This window comes from Pseudomonas sp. F-14 TE3482, from assembly GCF_053629455.1.
Genome location: NZ_JBRJII010000001.1, coordinates 2,145,907 through 2,164,038, shown reverse-complemented (window position 1 = coordinate 2,164,038; position 18,132 = coordinate 2,145,907). Strand labels below are relative to the sequence as shown.

Sequence of the window (18,132 nt, the reverse complement as noted above, 5' to 3'; positions counted from 1 at the left end):
TTTGCAACTTATTTCAGATTCCTGCTTGGGGAGCAGAAACCCTTCAGGGCGACTTACTGCGGGGCGCACTTTACAAGCCTTTTCCTTTGAGTTCAACAGCCTGGCGAAAAAAAGGCCTCGCAATGCGAGGCCTCCTTTTATTGCACTGCCGCCGAGCGTCAGACGAAAACGATTTCGTCGTTCTCCACGACACCTTTGGCGGTATCGCCGGGCATGAATCGACCCGACAGAATCAGCTGTGCCAACGGGTTCTCGATCCAGCGCTGGATCGCCCGTTTCAGCGGCCGTGCGCCATACACAGGGTCGTAACCGACGGCGATCAGCTTGTCCATCGCTTCCGGGCTCAGCTCAAGCTTCAGCTCGCGCTCGGTCAGGCGGCTACGCAGGCGCCCCAACTGGATCTCGGTAATGCCGGCGATCTGATCCCGAGCCAGCGGCTCGAAAATCACCACTTCGTCGACCCGGTTGATGAACTCCGGCCGGAAGTGCGTGGAAATCGCATCCATCACCGCCGCGCGCTGCGCTTCGCGATCCCCCACCAGCTCCTGGATCTGCACCGAGCCAAGGTTGGAGGTCATGACGATCACAGTATTTTTGAAATCCACCGTGCGGCCATGGCTGTCGGTCAAACGGCCATCTTCGAGCACTTGCAGCAAAATGTTGAACACGTCCGGGTGGGCCTTCTCGACCTCGTCCAGGAGGATCACCGAATAAGGCTTGCGACGCACTGCCTCGGTCAGGTAACCGCCCTCTTCATAGCCCACGTAGCCCGGTGGCGCACCGATCAGTCGAGCCACGGAATGTTTCTCCATGAACTCGGACATATCGATCCGCACCATCGCCTCTTCGGTATCGAACAGGAACTCGGCCAGCGCCTTGCACAACTCGGTTTTACCGACACCGGTCGGGCCGAGGAACATGAACGAACCGCTCGGGCGATTCGGGTCGGACAACCCGGCGCGGGAACGCCGCACCGCGTTGGAGACAGCGATCACCGCTTCGTCCTGACCGATCACACGTTGGTGCAACAGGCTTTCCATCTTCATCAGTTTTTCGCGCTCGCCCTCGAGCATTTTCGCCACGGGGATGCCGGTCCACTTCGACACGACTTCAGCGATCTCTTCTTCAGTCACCTTGCTGCGCAGCAACTGGTTTTCACTTTTGCCGTGCTGGTCGACCATTTGCAGGCTGCGCTCCAGGTCCGGGATCACCCCGTATTGCAGCTCGGCCATGCGGTTCAGGTCGCCCTTACGGCGCGCAGCCTCCAGTTCCTGACGGGATTGTTCGATTTTCTGCTGGATCTGCGCCGAACCTTGCACTTCGGCTTTTTCCGAGTTCCAGATTTCTTCGAGGTCCGAGTATTCGCGCTCGTGACGGGCGATTTCTTCCTGCAGTTTTTCCAGACGTTTCTTCGCCGCGTCGTCGCTTTCTTTCTTCAGCGCCTGGGATTCCACCTTCAGCTGAATCAGGCGACGCTCCAGGCGGTCCAGCACTTCCGGCTTGGAGTCGATCTCCATACGGATGCGGCTGGCGGCTTCGTCGATCAGGTCGATGGCTTTGTCCGGCAGCTGGCGGTCGGTGATGTAGCGATGACTGAGTTTGGCCGCGGCGATGATCGCGCCGTCGGTGATCGCCACCTTGTGGTGAACCTCGTAACGCTCTTTCAGGCCACGCAGGATGGCGATGGTGTCTTCTTCGCTCGGCTCATCCACCAATACTTTCTGGAAGCGTCGCTCGAGAGCAGCGTCCTTTTCTATATATTGGCGGTATTCGTTGAGCGTGGTCGCACCGACGCAGTGCAGCTCACCACGAGCCAGTGCCGGCTTGAGCATATTGCCGGCATCCATCGAGCCTTCGCCCTTGCCGGCGCCGACCATGGTGTGCAGTTCGTCGATGAACAGAATGATCTGCCCTTCCTGCTTTGACAGTTCATTGAGCAGGGATTTGAGGCGTTCTTCGAACTCGCCGCGGTATTTGGCACCGGCAATCAGAGCCCCCATGTCCAGAGACAACAGACGCTTGCCTCTCAGGCCATCCGGCACTTCGCCGTTGATGATGCGCTGGGCCAGGCCTTCGGCGATGGCGGTTTTACCCACGCCAGGCTCACCGATCAGCACCGGGTTGTTCTTGGTGCGGCGCTGCAGGACCTGAATGGTGCGGCGAATTTCGTCGTCACGGCCGATCACCGGATCGAGTTTGCCCTCTTCGGCACGCTTGGTCAGGTCGATGGTGTATTTGTCGAGCGCCTGACGGGATTCTTCGTGGTTGGCGTCATTGACTGCCTCACCGCCGCGCAGGTTGTTGATCGCATTTTCCAGGGCTTTTTTGCTCACGCCTTGGCCCAGCAACAATTTGCCGAGTTTGCTGTTCTCGTCCATGGCGGCGAGCAGCACCAGCTCGCTGGAGATGAACTGATCACCCTTCTGCTGGGCCAGGCGGTCAGCCTGGTTGAGCAGGCGCGCCAGATCCTGCGACATGTTCACGTCGCCGGTGGGATTCTGGATTTTCGGCAGCTGATCGAGGGCTTTGGTCAGTTCTTTACGCAAGCTGTTGACGTCAAAACCCACCTGCATCAGCAGGGGTTTGATCGAACCACCTTGCTGTTCAAGCATGGCCTGCATCAAGTGCGCCGGCTCAATGGCGGGATGATCGAGGCCGACGGCCAGGGATTGGGCGTCGGACAAGGCTAACTGCAACTTGCTGGTTAAACGGTCTATACGCATGGGTCACCTTCCTTTTGAGCAGGCCGGACCTATAAACATCCTGAATGAAGAAACCTGCCAGATACCGCTATAGATGCGGTCGATTCTGGGAGATTCAAGCGTCGTGGTGTTGATGTAGATCAGAGAAGTCTAGCGTTCAAGCCAGACCAAGGAGGCAAACCGGCCGGTGCGTGGACTACGGCGGTAAGAAAAGAAACGAGGATCGGTCACGGTGCAAAAACCACCACCATAAACAGCGGTAACGCCGCGAGCGGCCAGGCGCAAACGCGCCAGCTCATAGATGTCGGCCATGAACTTGCCGGCGTTCTGGCTCGGCACAAAGGCTTTGGCGGCTTCAGGCAATTGCTGGACGAAGGTATCGCGTACTTCCGGGCCGACTTCAAAGGCTTGTGGGCCAATGGCCGGGCCAAGCCAGACCAGCACGTCTTCAGGCGGTACGGCCAGACTGTCGAGGGTCGCCTCCAGCACACCCGCCGCCAACCCGCGCCAACCGGCATGGGCGGCAGCGACGCGGGTGCCGGCGCGGTCGCAGAACAGCGCTGGCAGGCAATCAGCGGTCATCGCCGCGCAGGCGATACCGGGTGTTGCCGTCCAGCTGGCATCGGCAGTGGCTACCAGGCTTGGATCCGCTTGGTTCACGACAATGCCGTGAACCTGCTTTAACCAGGCCGGTTGAATAGAGAAATGATCAGTGAGGCGACGGCGATTCTCGGCAACAGCTTCGGGGCTGTCGTCGACGTGATCGCCGAGGTTGAGGCTGTCGAACGGCGCCAGACTGACGCCGCCCGCACGGGTGGTAACGCAGGCTTTCACCCCGGCAGGCGCAGGCCAGTCGGGAATCAGCCAGTCATTCATCCGATGAACGCCTCACGGTCTTGCTTGAGCAGCGACAGCAACCAGACGAAATCGTCCGGCAGCGGCGATTCCCAGCTCATGCGTTTACCGGTGGTCGGATGATCCAGCTCCAGGAATCGCGCATGCAGCGCCTGACGCGGGAAATTTTTCAGGGATTCGATCATGGTCACACTAGCGGCCGGCGGAATTCGGAAACGACCGCCATAGGCAGGATCTCCGACCAACGGGTAGTTGATGTGCGCCATGTGTACGCGAATCTGGTGCGTACGGCCGGTTTCCAGCTTCACCCGCACGTGCGTGTGGGAACGGAAACGCTCGAGCACGCGGTAATGGCTGACGGCTTGCTTGCCACCTTCCATCACGGCCATGCGCTGGCGTTGCTGGCCATGACGACCGATCGGCGCGTTGATCTTGCCGCCGGCCGTCACCACACCAATCACGATGCACTCGTAGATCCGGCTGACACTGCGGCTCTGCAATTGCGTGACCAGCTGTGTCTGCGCCTGAATGGTCTTGGCCACCACCATCAGACCGGTGGTGTCCTTGTCCAGGCGATGCACGATACCGGCGCGGGGCACATTGATAATGTCCGGCACGTGGTGCAGCAAGGCGTTGAGCAAGGTGCCGTCGGCGTGGCCGGCAGCCGGATGCACCACCAGGCCCGCAGGCTTGTTGATCACCAGGATGTCGTCGTCTTCATAGACGATGTCCAGCTCGATGTCTTGAGCGATCCATTCGCCCTGAGCTTCCTGCTCGGCAGTCAGTTCAAGAATGGCGCCACCGTGAACGATGTCTCGCGGGCGGATAACCGCCCCATCCACAGTCAGGCGGCCGTCTTTGATCCAGGCGGAAAGGCGCGAGCGCGAGTGCTCAGCGAATAATTGTGCGGCGACTTGATCGAGGCGTTGGCCGCCCAATTCGGACGGCACCTCTGCGCGAAGTTCAATTTTATCGGACATGCTCAGACTAGGCGTCGGCACAGCCTTTGGTTTCGGCTGCGCGCTTGTGGTTAAATACGGCGTCTTTTGCCCCGAGGCTTTTCAACGGGGCGCTCATCATAACAGGACGGCCCCGCCCAAGACAGCGGCCGTCATAGGGACGCAAGCCGCCATGCAAGTGAAACACCTGCTGCTGATCGCCATCCTCGCATTGACCGCTGCTTGCTCATCGAAGGAAGTCGTAGACGAAAACCTGAGCGAGGTCGAGCTGTACCAGCAGGCTCAGCACGATCTGGACAACAATAGCTACACCGCCGCCACAGCCAAGCTGAAGGCGCTGGAGTCGCGTTATCCGTTCGGTCGCTACGCCGATCAGGCTCAACTCGAGCTCATCTACGCCAACTACAAGAACACCGAGCCCGAGGCTGCGAAATCCGCCGCCGAGCGTTTCATTCGCCTGCACCCGCAGCACCCGAATGTCGATTACGCCTACTACCTCAAGGGTCTGACTTCTTTCGACCAGGACGTCGGCCTGCTGGCGCGCTTCCTGCCGCTGGACATGACCAAGCGTGACCCGGGCGCCGCTCGCGACTCCTACAACGAGTTCGCCCAGCTGACCAGCCGCTTCCCGAACAGCCGCTACTCGCCGGACGCCAAGCAGCGCATGATCTACCTGCGCAACCTGCTGGCTTCCTACGAGATTCACGTGGCCGACTATTACCTGACCCGTCAGGCCTATGTCGCCGCCGCGAACCGTGGTCGTTACGTGGTGGAAAACTTCCAGGAAACCCCTTCGGTCGGTGACGGCCTGGCGGTGATGACTGAAGCCTACCAGCGTCTGCACCTGGACGAACTGGCCGCGACCACGCTCGAAACCCTGAAGCTCAACTACCCGAACCACCCAAGCCTGGTGGACGGTCAGTTCGTGCCCTCGAAGGACGAAGCCGACAACCGTTCGTGGCTGAGTAAGGCCACCCTGGGCCTGATCGAATCCCGTCCGCCGCTGCCGCCAGGTGAAACCCGCGCCAACCAGGACGTGCAGAGACAGTTCCAGGACGCCAAGGACTCGATTCCGAACGAGCTCAAGCCTAAAGATGAGAACGGCGATGTGATCGAAGAAGAGCAGCACGAGTCTGAAGCCAACAACGCCGACCGCTCGTGGTTCAGCTACATGACCTTCGGCGTGTTCGACTGACGCTGAGTGTTGTGCCGAGAAGGCGCCTTTCGAGGCGCCTTTTTTATTACCGGATTTCAGGGGTGAGCGTATTGCGCTGTGCGACCGACCCGTCCTTGGCTAAACTGCCAATTCACTACTCAAAAAGCAGCTCACCATGCTTCGTTTATTATTCTGGATCGCACTGATTGCCGCTGCGGTATGGCTCTGGCGCAAGTTCAAGGCCCCGGTTTCGGGCGCCAACACGCCGCGAGAGCAAGATGCTCCACCCATGGTCCGTTGCGCTCATTGCGGCGTACATCTGCCCCGCGACCGCGCGCTGAGCCTTCAACAACAGTGGTATTGCAGCCAGGCTCACCTTGAGCAAGGCCCGGGTTCCAGTGATCGCTGAGACGTCCAGTCCCGGCAACAAACAGGCCCAGCGACTGCTGCGCCTCTATCACCTCTACCGTTTAAGCATCGGCATCACCTTGGTGCTGTTGATTTCCAGCAACATGGACAGCCAGTTGCTGACGTTTGCCAATGACGACCTGCTGCGCAACGGCAGCTGGTTGTACCTGGTGCTGAATATCCTGCTGGTGGTCTTTCTGGAGAACACCCGTCGCCCGGCGCAGTTGTTCGGTCTGGCGCTGGTCGATGTCCTGCTGCTATGCGGTCTGTTCTATGCCGCTGGCGGCATGCCCAGTGCCATTGGCAACCTGTTGATCGTGTCGGTGGTTATCAGTAATACCCTGCTGCGCGGGCGCATCGGTCTGCTGATTGCGGCTGTTGGCGCCCTCGGCATCGTGGGTTTGAGCTTTCTTCTGAGCTTCAGCCACCCCACCAGTCCCAATGATTACCTGCAAATCGGCACGCTCGGTGCTCTGTGTTTTGTCGCGGCATTGCTGGTGCAAGGCTTGATCCGAAGAGTTGAAGTCAGCGAAACCCTGGCCGAGCAGCGGGCCAGTGAAGTGCTCGGTCTCGAAGCCCTCAACGCACTGATCCTGCAACGTATGCGCACGGGCATTCTGGTGCTCGACGACCAGCGGCGTGTGCAACTGGCCAATCACAGCGCCTTGACCTTGCTGGGGCAGGAAAAACTCGATGGCCAACTGATCGACGACCATTCGATGCCGTTGGTCGAGCGACTCCAACTGTGGTTCAACAATCCGACTTTGCGCCCGCAAAGCCTGAAAATCGCCAGCAATGGCCTGGAGCTGCAACCGAGCTTCATTGCCCTGGACCAAAGCCCGCACCACCAGACGCTGGTTTTTCTCGAAGACCTCGCCCAAATCGCCCAGCAGGCCCAGCAACTTAAACTCGCCGCCCTCGGCCGCCTGACTGCCGGTATTGCCCATGAAATCCGCAATCCACTAGGCGCCATTAGTCATGCCGCGCAGTTACTGCAAGAATCCGAGGAACTGAACGGCGCGGATCGGCGTCTGACGCAGATTATTCAAGACCACTCTCAGCGAATGAATCGGGTAATCGAAAACGTCCTGCAGCTGTCCCGTCGTCAGCAAACCGTGCCGCAACGGCTGGATCTGCGGCCGTGGCTGGAGCACTTCGTGGCCGAAACCCGCGAGGGTGCGACCGAGCGTCAGCTAGTTCACCTGCGAATCGGTTCGGGGGACTTCACAACCCTGATGGATCCGAATCAACTGACCCAGATTCTCGACAATCTGTTGCGCAACGCCTGGCGCCATAGTGCCCTGAACCATGATCAGGCGCAGGTCTGGCTCGAGTTGTTTATTGACCCGGACAGCCAGTTGCCGATCCTTGAAGTCCTGGACAATGGCCCCGGCGTGGCGCCGGACCAGCGCTCGCATTTGTTCGAACCGTTCTTCACCACCAGCAGCCAGGGCACTGGCCTGGGGCTTTATCTGTCCCGTGAGCTGTGCGAAAGCAATCAAGCCCGCCTAGACTTCAAACCACGCCAAGGCGGCGGCTGCTTTCGCATCACCTTTGCTCACGGACGGAAACAAAGTTGAACATGAGCCCACGGCAAAAAATCCTGATCGTCGACGATGAGCCGGATATCCGCGAACTCCTGGAAATAACCCTGGGACGGATGAAACTCGACACCTTTAGTGCCCGCAACCTCGCAGAAGCGCAAGCACTGCTGGCACGGGAGACATTCGACCTGTGCCTGACCGACATGCGCCTGCCCGACGGCACCGGTCTGGCACTGGTGCAGCACATCCAGCAGCGCTATGCGCAAGTGCCAGTGGCGATGATTACCGCCTACGGTAGCCTGGAAACGGCAATCAACGCCCTCAAGGCTGGCGCCTTCGATTTTCTGACCAAACCGGTCGACCTCACCCGTTTGCGCGAACTGGTCACCTGCGCGCTGAGTTTGCCTGCGCCAGGCGGCGCCAGCAGTACCATCGACCGTCGCCTACTGGGCGACTCCCTGCCAATGCGCAGCCTGCGCAAACAAATCGACAAACTGGCCCGCAGCCAGGCCCCGGTGTACATCAGCGGCGAGTCCGGCAGCGGCAAGGAGCTGGTCGCCCGACTGATCCACGATCAAGGCCCACGCGCCACCCGCCCATTCGTGCCGGTGAACTGCGGGGCTATCCCGTCGGAATTGATGGAAAGCGAATTTTTCGGCCATCGCAAAGGCAGTTTCAGTGGTGCCATCGAAGACAAACCCGGGCTATTCCAGGCCGCCCATGGCGGTACTTTGTTCCTCGATGAAGTGGCAGACCTGCCGCTGGCGATGCAGGTCAAACTTTTGCGGGCCATTCAAGAGAAAGCCGTGCGCAGCATCGGTGGACAGCAGGAAACCGTGGTGGATGTACGCATTCTCTGCGCCACCCACAAAGATCTCGATACCGAAGTCGCCGCCGAACGCTTTCGCCAGGACTTGTACTACCGCCTTAATGTGATCGAATTGCGGGTGCCGCCCTTGCGCGAACGTCGCGACGACATTGAGCTTCTGGCCAACAATATGCTCAAGCGACTGGCAACTGGCACTGGCCAACCCGCGGCAAAACTCCACCCGCAAGCCCTCGACGCACTGAAAAGCTATCGTTTTCCAGGAAACGTGCGGGAATTGGAGAACATGCTCGAGCGGGCGCACACCTTGTGCGAGAACAAACAAATCGAAGCCAGCGACCTGCGGCTGGCCGAAGGCAACTGCAACCCGGACGGCGACGTGCCGGACCTGACGCAGATCGACAATCTGGAAGCCTATCTGGAAAACGTCGAACGCAAACTCATCCTCCAGGCCCTGGAAGAAACCCGCTGGAACCGCACGGCGGCGGCTCAGCGGTTGAATCTATCGTTTCGCTCGATGCGTTACAGGCTCAAGAAATTGGGGCTGGATTGAGGGCCTCTTCGCGGGCAAGCCTCGCTCCTACAGATTGATGTCGTTCACAAACTTATTGATCGACTACAAACCTGTAGGAGCGAGGCTTGCCCGCGAAGGCGATCTGACCGACAACAAAAATCATGCGGTCAAAGACGCCCGGCCGGTGCATACGGCGCAGGATCGATAATCGGTGCCCGACCCAGCATCACATCCGCAAACAACTGACACGACGCCGGCGCCAGCACCAACCCATTGCGGTAGTGCCCGCAGTTAAGCCAGAGCCCGTCAAACCCCGGTACCCGACCGATATAGGGAATCCCTTCCGGCGACCCCGGCCGCAACCCGGCCCAATGCCCCACCACCTCGGCATCCGCCAGCGCCGGAATCAACTCCACCGCCGAGGCCTTCAGGCTTTCGAGCGCTGAGTCGGTCGGCGTTTTATCGAAGCCTTCATGCTCCAGCGTACTGCCGATCAGAATGTGCCCGTCACGCCGAGGAATGGCATAACGACCCTTGGCCAGAACCATGCTTGGAAGGAAGTCCGCCGCGCACTTGTAGAGAATCATCTGGCCTTTGACCGGCTCGACCGGCAGTTCCAGGCCCAGGCTTTTCAGCAAGTCACCGCTCCAGGCCCCTGCGGTCAAAACCACCTGATCACCCGCAATGGCCCCCCTCGAGGTCTGTACCCCGACCACCGCAGCACCTTCACGGATAAACCCGCTGACCTCGCACTGCTCATGAATCGTCACGTTCGGCAGCGCCAGCAAGGCGGCCTTGAGGGATTTCACCAGCCGTGGATTACGCACATTGGCCACATCGGCCATGTAGATCGCCCGCGAAAAACCGGCGCCCAATACCGGCACCGCATCGTGTGCCGCAGAGATATCCACAGCCCGCAGCGGGCGGTTTTCCCGTTTGGCCCAGGCGAGCGCTTCGGCTTCGTCATCCAGGTCCAGCCAGTACAACCCGGTGGTGTGCACTTCAGGATCGACACCCGTGGCGGCGAACAGACGTTCCGCCAGCTGTGGATAAAAATCCTGGGACCAATGAGCCAGCGCAGTGACCGCCGGGCTGTAGCGCCACGGGTAGAGTGGCGAAACGATCCCGCCACCGGCCCAGGACGACTCCTGACCGACATTCGAGCGGTCCAGCAGCACAACGCTCTGTACTTCGGACGCGAGATTGAACGCCGTCAGCAGGCCAATCACGCCGCCGCCGACAATCACCACTTGCTGTTGCCTGCTCATGTTCTGATCCAACCGTTAGATAGACAGAGGCGCAAAGGGCGCCCGAAAGAGAAACTCAGCGACCCCAGCAATCCCTGGTGGTCAGGCCGGATGTTGCATTGACCATGCTTCTGACGCCGGTATTGGTGAGGGTGAAATCACCGCACTTGTCGCTCGCCATGGTCGAACCGGCCTTGCGTGTGGCCGTCAGCAAGAAGGTCTGATCGGTCAGGGTCGGGGTGATGGTATAGAAATCATTGCCGGCGCTCAGACCGGTAGCATTGGTGTAGACATTATTCTTCGAATAGAAACGCTCCAAAATCTGCGCCTGTTCGGAAAGCAGACCGGCCACCTCAGTACGGCGGCCCTTTTTCACGTACTCGGTGAGGCTCGGATAGCCAATGGTGATGACGATCCCGATGATCGCAATCACGATCATGATTTCGATCAGGGTAAAACCTCGGTTGGATCTGCGCATGCCTCAACTCTCACTCACTGTATTTGTCGCCACATGATGCGACGGCCGCTGCCGCCACCGGATTTTTCCACCAGAGTGGTCACGCCACCGCCGGAGTCGTTTACAACCTTGCGGGTTGCGTCATCGACGACCGCGTTCAGGGTCGGGATACCACCGGTGAAAATCACCCCGCTGGAAATCGTGTCAGTACTATCGACCACCCCGTCGGCGTTGGTATCGAGCACCGCGTAATTGAGCATCTTACCGCTGAACGCATCGAGTTCGACCAGTTTGCCGGTGCCGAAGCCGGCACAGGGGTCAACGGTATCCATACTGGCTGTGGTAAAAACGATTCGCTCTGCCACGAGACTGGCCTGATTGATCACCCGCTCCCCGGTCAGTAGGTTGTTGTAGACCAGCGGCAAGTACCAGCCTTTCTTTGCCGGGTAGGTCACCTCATTCTGGCTGGTGGTGATGAATTGCCCGCTGCTGCCAGAGAACACGCCGGTCACCGCCTGCGCCTGGAGGCTGGAAGCGGTGATTTGCCCCGCGCCACCCTCCGCATCCCATACCGCGTAGAACGCTTGTAGATCCTTGTTGGTCTTGTCAGCGCTCTCGTTGAGTTTGCCGGTACCGAAAAACACTTGCTTGCCGCCCGATGCATGATCGGCGAGCAGCGGTTGTACCGTGATCGGCTGAGTCGCGCCGCCCGCGGTGGTGAACAACGGCTTGCCGGAAAACGCCACACCCCAGGTATCGGTAGTGGTACCGCTCAAATCGAACTTCCACAACCGCCCTTTCAGGTCGCCACCATAGGCAGCCTGCACCACATTCTGCGAGTTGACCCTGAGCTTCACCGACGACAGGCCGTTGGTGGTTTCTGTACTGTCGACCACGATTTTCTTGATCAGCGAACCGTCGCGGATATCCACCACATAAAGTGCAGCCACCCCGGAGTTGCTGCCATAACCGTTGGAGATAAACGCGGCCCAGCGACCATCGGCCAAGCGTGCCACTTCGGGGCGCGCATAGGCATAACCCAGATCATTGAAAACATTCGTCGTACTGGCCGTGGTCGGCGCACTGATTTCCCACAACGCGTTAATCACGTTCCCGGCCGAGGCGTCGAACAGTTGCAGCGCATAGAAGGTTTTGCCGCCCGCCCCTGTTCCACCAATCGCCAGGGTTTTCCAGGCGCTGTCGAGTTGGGCATCGAACACGCCGACCTGACCGTCGACCAGATATTTGTGGCTCACACCGTTGGTATAAGTGGGATCAGCGATGTAGCGCAATGATGGCAACGCACTGGAGGGCATATAGCCGTAGCGCCTGACACCGTTGGTCGAGTTGATGACGTTTACAAAACCGTCGTTGGCGTTCACCACCAGGCTGGAATTCATGTTGGCGGCTTTAGTGGCTAGGTAGGTGCTGTAGGTGGTATCACCCACCAAATCGGACGCGGTTTGGTCCGTGGGCGCGGCCAGTACGAGAGGCGAATTGATGATATCGCCGAGTAATACACTGCGCGTTTTCAATCCGGTTTTGTTGGTGCCCTTGCTCCACTCCACCAGATCGCTGCCGGTAATACCGACGGGCAGGCTCTGGTTGAGGGAAGTCTGTTGGACCGAAGAGAAATTGTTATAGGCCAGGGTAACGACGGCGTTGGTCAGGGTATTCCAGGACTGGTAGGTCGGGGCGGTAGCACCGGGCACGATCGTGGTATCGGTCGTCCACAGCGCCGCGGCCGTGTTCACCGCGCCCGCCGAGGTGAAGCCAAAAGACTTGATGGTGCCGCGCCAGTCCTTGGGATCGTAGCTGGTCTGGAAGTAGCTGGAACTGCTGGTCAAAGTCGTGCCATTGGCCACACCGCTGCCACCTGAGCCCGCCTTGGCGGTGATGTCGCTCAGGGCTGAAGACAATGCGCTGTTGAGCTCGGCACCGTCGATCGCCTGGTAATACTTGCCCTGCCCGTAGGTCGCGGCGTCCGCCAGCATCTGGTTTGCCGCGGTGAAACCCAGGGTGTAGGTATTCATGTTTTGTTTTGGAAAATCAGGGGTATTCCAGCTTTTGCCCGTGGCATCGGTCCCCGTGGAGCGCATGTCGATGTCAAAGGCGAACTTGGCGATGTCATCCAGATAAAAGGTATCGCCCTCCTTGTCACCGAAAGGATCGGCGCCATCGTTACTGCTGATACCGTCCCAGTTCGGTAATGCACCGCCACCGAGTGGATCGTCGGTCGGAAAGGTATGGTCGAAGGTTGGCAGACCACCGGTGATCACCACCCCGTAATTTCTCTGGCAGCGATACTGAATCGGACTGGTGTAGGTGGTGGGCGTCGCGTTGTTGTACGGCGTCATTCCACGAAAATAACGGGTGAGCTCGTAATAGGCTTCAGCCAAGGGCGTATTGGCCTGCGCGCTCAGTTCATCGATTCCGGCGATCAACTCGTTGTAGTTGGTATCGGCCTGAGCCTGAGTCACGGTGCCGCTGACGGCCGACAAATCACTGATCGAGCGGACGATGTAACCGCCGTCATTCTTATGGTTGCCGACCGCCAGGTTAAACGTCGACAGTCCAATGCGCAGCGAGCGGTTGCTGGCCACCAACGTCTTGGAAACGTTGCGCGCTACGTTCATGCGGTAATCATTGGGGATCGAACCATCGGTGAAATCCCGGTCGGAGTTGTTGGCCAGGCTGATCAGGTACGACAAGTATTTCGCCGAATAGAGCGTGTCCTCGCGTCCCACCGGATCGGGAAGCTTCAGGCAAAGTGAATCCAGACCGAGAAGGCTGTTTTTATAAAAACCGTACCATCCATCCTTCGAACATGTCCCGTGAGTCAAACTCGACAGGGCAATATTGTTATCGGTCATGTCAAGTTCGCGGCCTTTCAAACACGAACCATTCGAAAGGCAAATAGCCACCGGGGTGCGTGCGATTGTCGGGTCGAAACCTGGCGCCCAGATAATGCTGTTCATACTCTTCGAGTCGTCGAGCAACAGCATCACGTTGGGCGTCACGGCGGCGGCGTTCAACAGCGGCGAATCCGAGGGCGTGAAGGCGTAAGTCGGCGCTGCCAGATAAAGGCTCGATGCCGCGCCGCAGAACAGCTGCAATAACCAGCGGCGCCAGCCTGGGCGGGTCTCAGTACTTCGCATAGATACTCTCCACCACACTGCGCGAATTGCCCGCGATGCCCACGGCGGTCACCCGGTACAGCGTTGCCGACGTGTTGCTCGGTACGTTCACGGCCGTCAAGGTGGTGCCGATGTTCTGCACCCCGTAAAAGCCACTGCCGGAGGCGATCCAGGTCACCCCCGAGGTGGAGTTGAACCCGGTGGCGGTAATGACCGACGCTTCGGCCGGTGGCGCGCATTGGCTGGTACCGCTGCAAACCGGCAATGAATAGGTGTCCAGTTGCACCGCGCTTTCGCCAACACGCAATGCCGCTTCTGCGCCCTGGAACGACTGATTGCGCAGGATCACGCTGCTGGCCATTTTTTCCTGCAACGTGGCGCTCTGCATTGATGAAAGCCCGATCAACGTCAGCACCAGGAGAAACACCAGGCTGACCAGCAGCGCCATGCCGCGCTGGGCGTGAGGGGTCATGGGAGCAATACTCATCGGCTCTCCCCTCATGGCAACCGGTTGCGCAAGGCGGCAACCACGTTGAAGGTTTGATCGCTGACCCGGTGGTTCGGGTCGCTCAGTGTCAGGGTCAGTCGCACACTTCGGATCCGTGCCGGATCGGACGGGTTGCTGCTGTAGCTGGAGGCGGCCGTATCCGTGGCGGAACTCGCGAGGCCGAAGCTCACATTGAAGGCACTGACATTGTTCACCAGCACCTGCTGGGTCGGCGTGTCGACACCAGAGCCCATCAGCAATTGGTTATTGCTGAAGCTGTAGATCAACCGCCGGATCGGAAACGCCAATTGCCCGGATGTGGTCGTTCGTAGGCCGGAGTAGGCCGTTGCAGTGTTACGACAGTCCGAAACCACCGTCCAGGTCGGCGTCCCGCCACTGCCGCCGACATCGGCAGTGACAAGCGTTAATTTGAGGTTGGCATTGTCCCAACTGATCGGCGTGATCTGACTGGCATTGAAACTCCCTGCCGAACTGGCATCGATAATCGTGCCCAGGCAACCGAACATGCCGACCATGCGGATTTCCTGAATCATCTTGCTCAGGACAAACCGTGCATCTTCCTGCATGCCGGCGGCGGTACTCTGGCTGACGTAGGTGTTTTTAGCGGCGATGAAGATCTGCGCCACACCAAGAACCACGACCAGACTCAACGCCAGGGCGATCAGTAACTCGATCAGGCCGAAACCTTTGCTGTTTCTGTTCATGGTGTCGTCGCCGGATCAACGGTGGCGCGGCTGGTAAGGACAAAACTGCGGCGCGAGTCGGCGGTATTGGCGGCCCGTGAGTCGTCCCAGGTGATGGTGATGGTGTACACCCGTTGGTTTCGGGTGATGCTGCCAGTCGCCGTGGCGCCGCCGAAATTGACAATGTTGCTGGTGAAATCATAAAGGTCCTGATCCCGGGCCACGCTCAAATTGCCGGAGGTCGGTGGCGTGACGGTGTAATCAGCGCCGGAGTTGGCACGAATGCGGTCCATCATGTCGTAGGCGATAAAACTCGCCTGGCTGGTCATCCGCGAGCTGTCGGTGTACTTCAGCGCATTGAGCTGAATCGCCGCCGCGCCCAATAACCCCACGGCCAGAACCAACAACGCGACGAGTACCTCGATCAGCGTCATGCCCTCCTGTGCGCGCTTGCTCCAACCCCTCATCCGCAACTTCCACCCAATAGAATTCGTCCGTTCAAACACACATTCAGCGTCCTGCTCTGTGCCCCCAGTACATAACTGATCACGACGGCCGTGGACGGCGCCGACAAACCACCCAGATTGTTGAAATCAATAGCGGTCACTCCTGAGGTTAGCGTCAGAGTGGCGCCACTGCTCATCGCTGGAACAACCCGCAATACATTGGCCGGATTGCCGGTACCGTCATAAACGGTCAGATCGCCGGTCCAGACACTCCCGCCTGCTGTCGGGCGAACCCGGGTGGTAATACCCCGGTCGATCGCCTCAAGCCGGGCGAAATTGAGCGCGCGTTGCAGGTCGCCGATCTCGGTGTCGGCCTTGGTGCTTTGCACCGAGCGGGTAAACGCCGGAACGGCCAGGCTGATCAGGATCAGAAACACGGCGAGCGTGATCAGCAGCTCGATCAGCGTGAAACCTTTTGTACGATGATCCATCGGTGCCCTCCGTTGCCGTCGGCTATACCTGCTTCTACACGCTAGAACATTCGACCGGCAGATGTACGGTTGTTTTGCCATTACTCGCGCAGGGATCGCGCGGGCCGCAGCACTCCAGGGAGGGAGATAACATGCATCAGCAAGGTTTCAGCCTGATCGAACTGCTCATGGGACTGACAATTGTCGGGATTGTTCTGCAACTGGTCAGCCCGGCGTTCGCGGCACTGACAGAATCGAACCATCGAGAGCAGGCGGCGCAGTCGATTGTCAGTGGTATGCGCAATGCCAGAACCGCTGCTATCACACGCAATCAGAGTGTGGTGATACACGGAATCAACGGCGACTGGGGCCAGGGTTGGCGGATCATTCTGGATGTCAGCGGTAAAGGCCCGGAGGACAGCAGCAATCCGCTGCTGGTCGAGCAACAGAGCGACGCTCGAGTGCCCATTGTCGGTAATCGGCCGGTCAAGAATTTCGTACAGTTCAGCAGCCTGGGCGAACCGCAGTTGCCCAGTGGTGCCTTTCAAGCGGGGACGTTACATATTTGCGCCAGCCGCAAACCGGTCAGCCTGCACCAGGTGGTGCTGTCCCGGACCGGACGGGTCAGCCTGCGCAGCGATAAGACTGAACAGGCGCTGTGCGCGGGAGGAGAAGATTCAGAGCAGGGAGCGGACGCGTAGCTCTTTAGGCATCGAGAACGTGATGTTCTCTTCACGCCCGGCCAACTCATCGGCCCCGGTGGCACCCCAAGCCTGCAACTGCTGGATCACGCCACGCACCAATACTTCCGGAGCGGAGGCACCAGCGGTGATGCCAATACGCTCGACACCATCGAACCAGCTCTTTTGCAGGTCTTCGGCGCCGTCGATCAGATAGGCCGGGGTGGCCATGCGTTCAGCCAGTTCACGCAGGCGATTGGAGTTGGAGCTGTTCGGGCTGCCGACCACCAGCACCACGTCGCATTCGTCTGCCAGTTGCTTGACGGCGTCCTGACGGTTTTGCGTGGCGTAGCAGATATCGTCCTTGCGTGGGCCGCCGATGGCCGGAAACCGAGTACGCAGGGCGTCGATCACGCGACTGGTATCGTCCATGGACAGGGTGGTCTGGGTGACGAAGGCCAGTTTTTCAGGGTTGTTTACTTGCAACGCGGCGACGTCTTTCTCGTCCTCGACCAGATAGATCGCGCCACCATTGCTGCCATCGTACTGGCCCATGGTGCCTTCGACTTCCGGGTGACCGGCGTGGCCGATGAGGATGCATTCACGGCCGTCGCGGCTGTAGCGCGCGACTTCTATGTGTACCTTGGTCACCAGCGGGCAGGTAGCGTCGAACACCTTCAGGCCACGGCCTGCGGCTTCGGTACGCACGGCCTGGGAAACGCCATGGGCGCTGAAGATCACGATCACGTCGTCTGGTACCTGATCCAGCTCTTCAACGAAGATCGCCCCACGGGCGCGCAGGTCTTCGACGACGAATTTGTTGTGGACCACTTCGTGGCGCACGTAGATCGGCGGCCCGAAGACTTCCAGGGCGCGGTTGACGATTTCGATCGCCCGGTCCACACCGGCGCAGAAGCCACGGGGGTTGGCGAGTTTGATTTGCATGCTGTGCCTCGTGTCTTGCGCGCGAAAAATTGGATCATTGCAATCCCTGTGGGAGCGGGCTTGCCCGCGATGAGGGTCTGACAGCCAACTTTGATGTCGGCTGATGTACCGCTATCGCGGGCAAGCCCGCTCCCACAGTGGGTCTGCTCTGTTTCTTACAGTGCTTTGACGGAAATGATTTCCACGTCAAAGGTCAGCGTCTTGCCAGCCAGCGGGTGGTTGAAGTCGATGGTCACCTGGGCGTCATCGAATTCTTTCACCACACCGGGCAATTCAGTATTGGCCGCATCGTTGAAGATCACCAGCAAGCCAGGCGACAGTTCCATATCCTTGAACTGCGAGCGCGGGATGATCTGTACGTTTTGCGGGTTCGGCTGACCAAAGGCGTTTTCCGGCTCAATGGTCAGGGTGCGTTTGTCGCCGGCCTTGAAACCGAACAGCGCGGCTTCGAAACCTGGCAACAGGCTGCCGTCGCCAACCTTGAAGGTCGCCGGGGCTTTGTCGAAGGTACTGTCGACGGTGTCGCCGTTCTCCAGACGCAATGCAAAATGCAAGGTGACTTCCGTGTTCTGGCCAATGCGTTGCTCAGCCAATA

The 18,132-nt window shown here is 59.3% G+C and carries 17 protein-coding genes; 5 read left to right on the top strand and 12 right to left on the bottom strand.

The annotated features are described in order from the left end of the window. Positions 1-158: 158 nt before the first annotated feature. The 3 genes from clpB to rluD form a co-directional block, all read right to left on the bottom strand. The gene (clpB, locus tag AB7M26_RS09760) at positions 159-2,723 is read right to left on the bottom strand and encodes an ATP-dependent chaperone ClpB (RefSeq protein ID WP_123497135.1); all 2,565 of its coding nucleotides are present in this window, start codon (positions 2,721-2,723) and stop codon (positions 159-161) included. Positions 2,724-2,852: 129 nt separating this feature from the next. Further along, positions 2,853-3,578, bottom strand: coding sequence for a peptidoglycan editing factor PgeF (gene pgeF, locus AB7M26_RS09755; RefSeq protein WP_123497133.1), 726 nt, complete (start codon positions 3,576-3,578; stop codon positions 2,853-2,855). Further along, on the bottom strand, positions 3,575-4,537 hold the full coding sequence (gene rluD, locus AB7M26_RS09750; protein ID WP_123497131.1) for a 23S rRNA pseudouridine(1911/1915/1917) synthase RluD: 963 nt from the start codon (positions 4,535-4,537) through the stop codon (positions 3,575-3,577). The genes pgeF and rluD overlap by 4 nt, the downstream gene beginning before the upstream one ends. Before the next feature lie 151 nt (positions 4,538-4,688). Between rluD and AB7M26_RS09745 the strand changes: the two genes are divergently transcribed. The 4 genes from AB7M26_RS09745 to AB7M26_RS09730 all read left to right on the top strand — a co-directional run bounded on the left by AB7M26_RS09745 (position 4,689) and on the right by AB7M26_RS09730 (position 9,003). After that, entirely contained in the window at positions 4,689-5,711 is a 1,023-nt protein-coding gene (locus tag AB7M26_RS09745) for an outer membrane protein assembly factor BamD (protein ID WP_123497129.1), read from the top strand. 136 nt (positions 5,712-5,847) lie between these two features. Then, a complete protein-coding gene (locus AB7M26_RS09740; RefSeq protein ID WP_007901926.1) occupies positions 5,848-6,081 on the top strand; it encodes a PP0621 family protein in 234 nt (77 codons plus the stop codon). Further along, a complete protein-coding gene (locus tag AB7M26_RS09735) occupies positions 6,071-7,660 on the top strand; it encodes a sensor histidine kinase (protein WP_123497127.1) in 1,590 nt (529 codons plus the stop codon). The genes AB7M26_RS09740 and AB7M26_RS09735 overlap by 11 nt, the downstream gene beginning before the upstream one ends. Before the next feature lie 2 nt (positions 7,661-7,662). Continuing rightward, positions 7,663-9,003, top strand: coding sequence for a sigma-54-dependent transcriptional regulator (locus AB7M26_RS09730; RefSeq protein WP_123497125.1), 1,341 nt, complete (start codon positions 7,663-7,665; stop codon positions 9,001-9,003). A 128-nt stretch (positions 9,004-9,131) separates the two neighbouring features. Here the strand turns inward: AB7M26_RS09730 and thiO are convergent, their stop codons facing one another. Genes thiO through AB7M26_RS09695 form a run of 7 tightly spaced genes read right to left on the bottom strand, consistent with a single transcriptional unit; the run spans position 9,132 to position 15,933 of the window. After that, positions 9,132-10,232: a glycine oxidase ThiO gene (thiO, locus tag AB7M26_RS09725; RefSeq protein ID WP_123497122.1), complete on the bottom strand. Its 1,101-nt coding sequence runs from the start codon at positions 10,230-10,232 to the stop codon at positions 9,132-9,134. A gap of 55 nt (positions 10,233-10,287) precedes the next feature. Further along, positions 10,288-10,689, bottom strand: a complete 402-nt coding sequence (locus AB7M26_RS09720) for a type IV pilin protein (RefSeq protein WP_123497120.1) — start codon at positions 10,687-10,689, stop codon at positions 10,288-10,290. A 14-nt stretch (positions 10,690-10,703) separates the two neighbouring features. Then, positions 10,704-13,826 (bottom strand): pilus assembly protein, encoded by a 3,123-nt coding sequence (locus AB7M26_RS09715; protein WP_123497118.1) that lies wholly within the window; start codon positions 13,824-13,826, stop codon positions 10,704-10,706. Continuing rightward, positions 13,813-14,292 carry a pilus assembly PilX family protein gene (locus AB7M26_RS09710; RefSeq protein WP_123497116.1) on the bottom strand — a complete coding sequence of 160 codons (480 nt, stop codon included), beginning with the start codon at positions 14,290-14,292 and terminating at the stop codon, positions 13,813-13,815. The genes AB7M26_RS09715 and AB7M26_RS09710 overlap by 14 nt, the downstream gene beginning before the upstream one ends. An 11-nt stretch (positions 14,293-14,303) precedes the next feature. Continuing rightward, positions 14,304-15,017 (bottom strand): PilW family protein, encoded by a 714-nt coding sequence (locus AB7M26_RS09705; protein WP_123497113.1) that lies wholly within the window; start codon positions 15,015-15,017, stop codon positions 14,304-14,306. Next, entirely contained in the window at positions 15,014-15,463 is a 450-nt protein-coding gene (gene pilV / locus AB7M26_RS09700; RefSeq protein ID WP_008068413.1) for a type IV pilus modification protein PilV, read from the bottom strand. The genes AB7M26_RS09705 and pilV overlap by 4 nt, the downstream gene beginning before the upstream one ends. Then, a complete protein-coding gene (locus tag AB7M26_RS09695) occupies positions 15,460-15,933 on the bottom strand; it encodes a GspH/FimT family pseudopilin (protein ID WP_123497111.1) in 474 nt (157 codons plus the stop codon). Before AB7M26_RS09695 ends, pilV begins: the two co-directional genes overlap by 4 nt. A gap of 131 nt (positions 15,934-16,064) precedes the next feature. Between AB7M26_RS09695 and AB7M26_RS09690 the strand changes: the two genes are divergently transcribed. After that, positions 16,065-16,613 (top strand): GspH/FimT family pseudopilin, encoded by a 549-nt coding sequence (locus tag AB7M26_RS09690; protein ID WP_123497110.1) that lies wholly within the window; start codon positions 16,065-16,067, stop codon positions 16,611-16,613. Here the strand turns inward: AB7M26_RS09690 and ispH are convergent. Continuing rightward, complete coding sequence (gene ispH / locus AB7M26_RS09685) at positions 16,590-17,537, bottom strand: 4-hydroxy-3-methylbut-2-enyl diphosphate reductase (protein ID WP_033054296.1); 948 nt, start codon at positions 17,535-17,537, stop codon at positions 16,590-16,592. The two genes, AB7M26_RS09690 and ispH, sit on opposite strands and share 24 nt — an antisense overlap. A 155-nt stretch (positions 17,538-17,692) precedes the next feature. After that, on the bottom strand, positions 17,693-18,130 hold the full coding sequence (fkpB, locus tag AB7M26_RS09680; protein ID WP_185022150.1) for an FKBP-type peptidyl-prolyl cis-trans isomerase: 438 nt from the start codon (positions 18,128-18,130) through the stop codon (positions 17,693-17,695). Positions 18,131-18,132 lie beyond the last annotated feature (2 nt).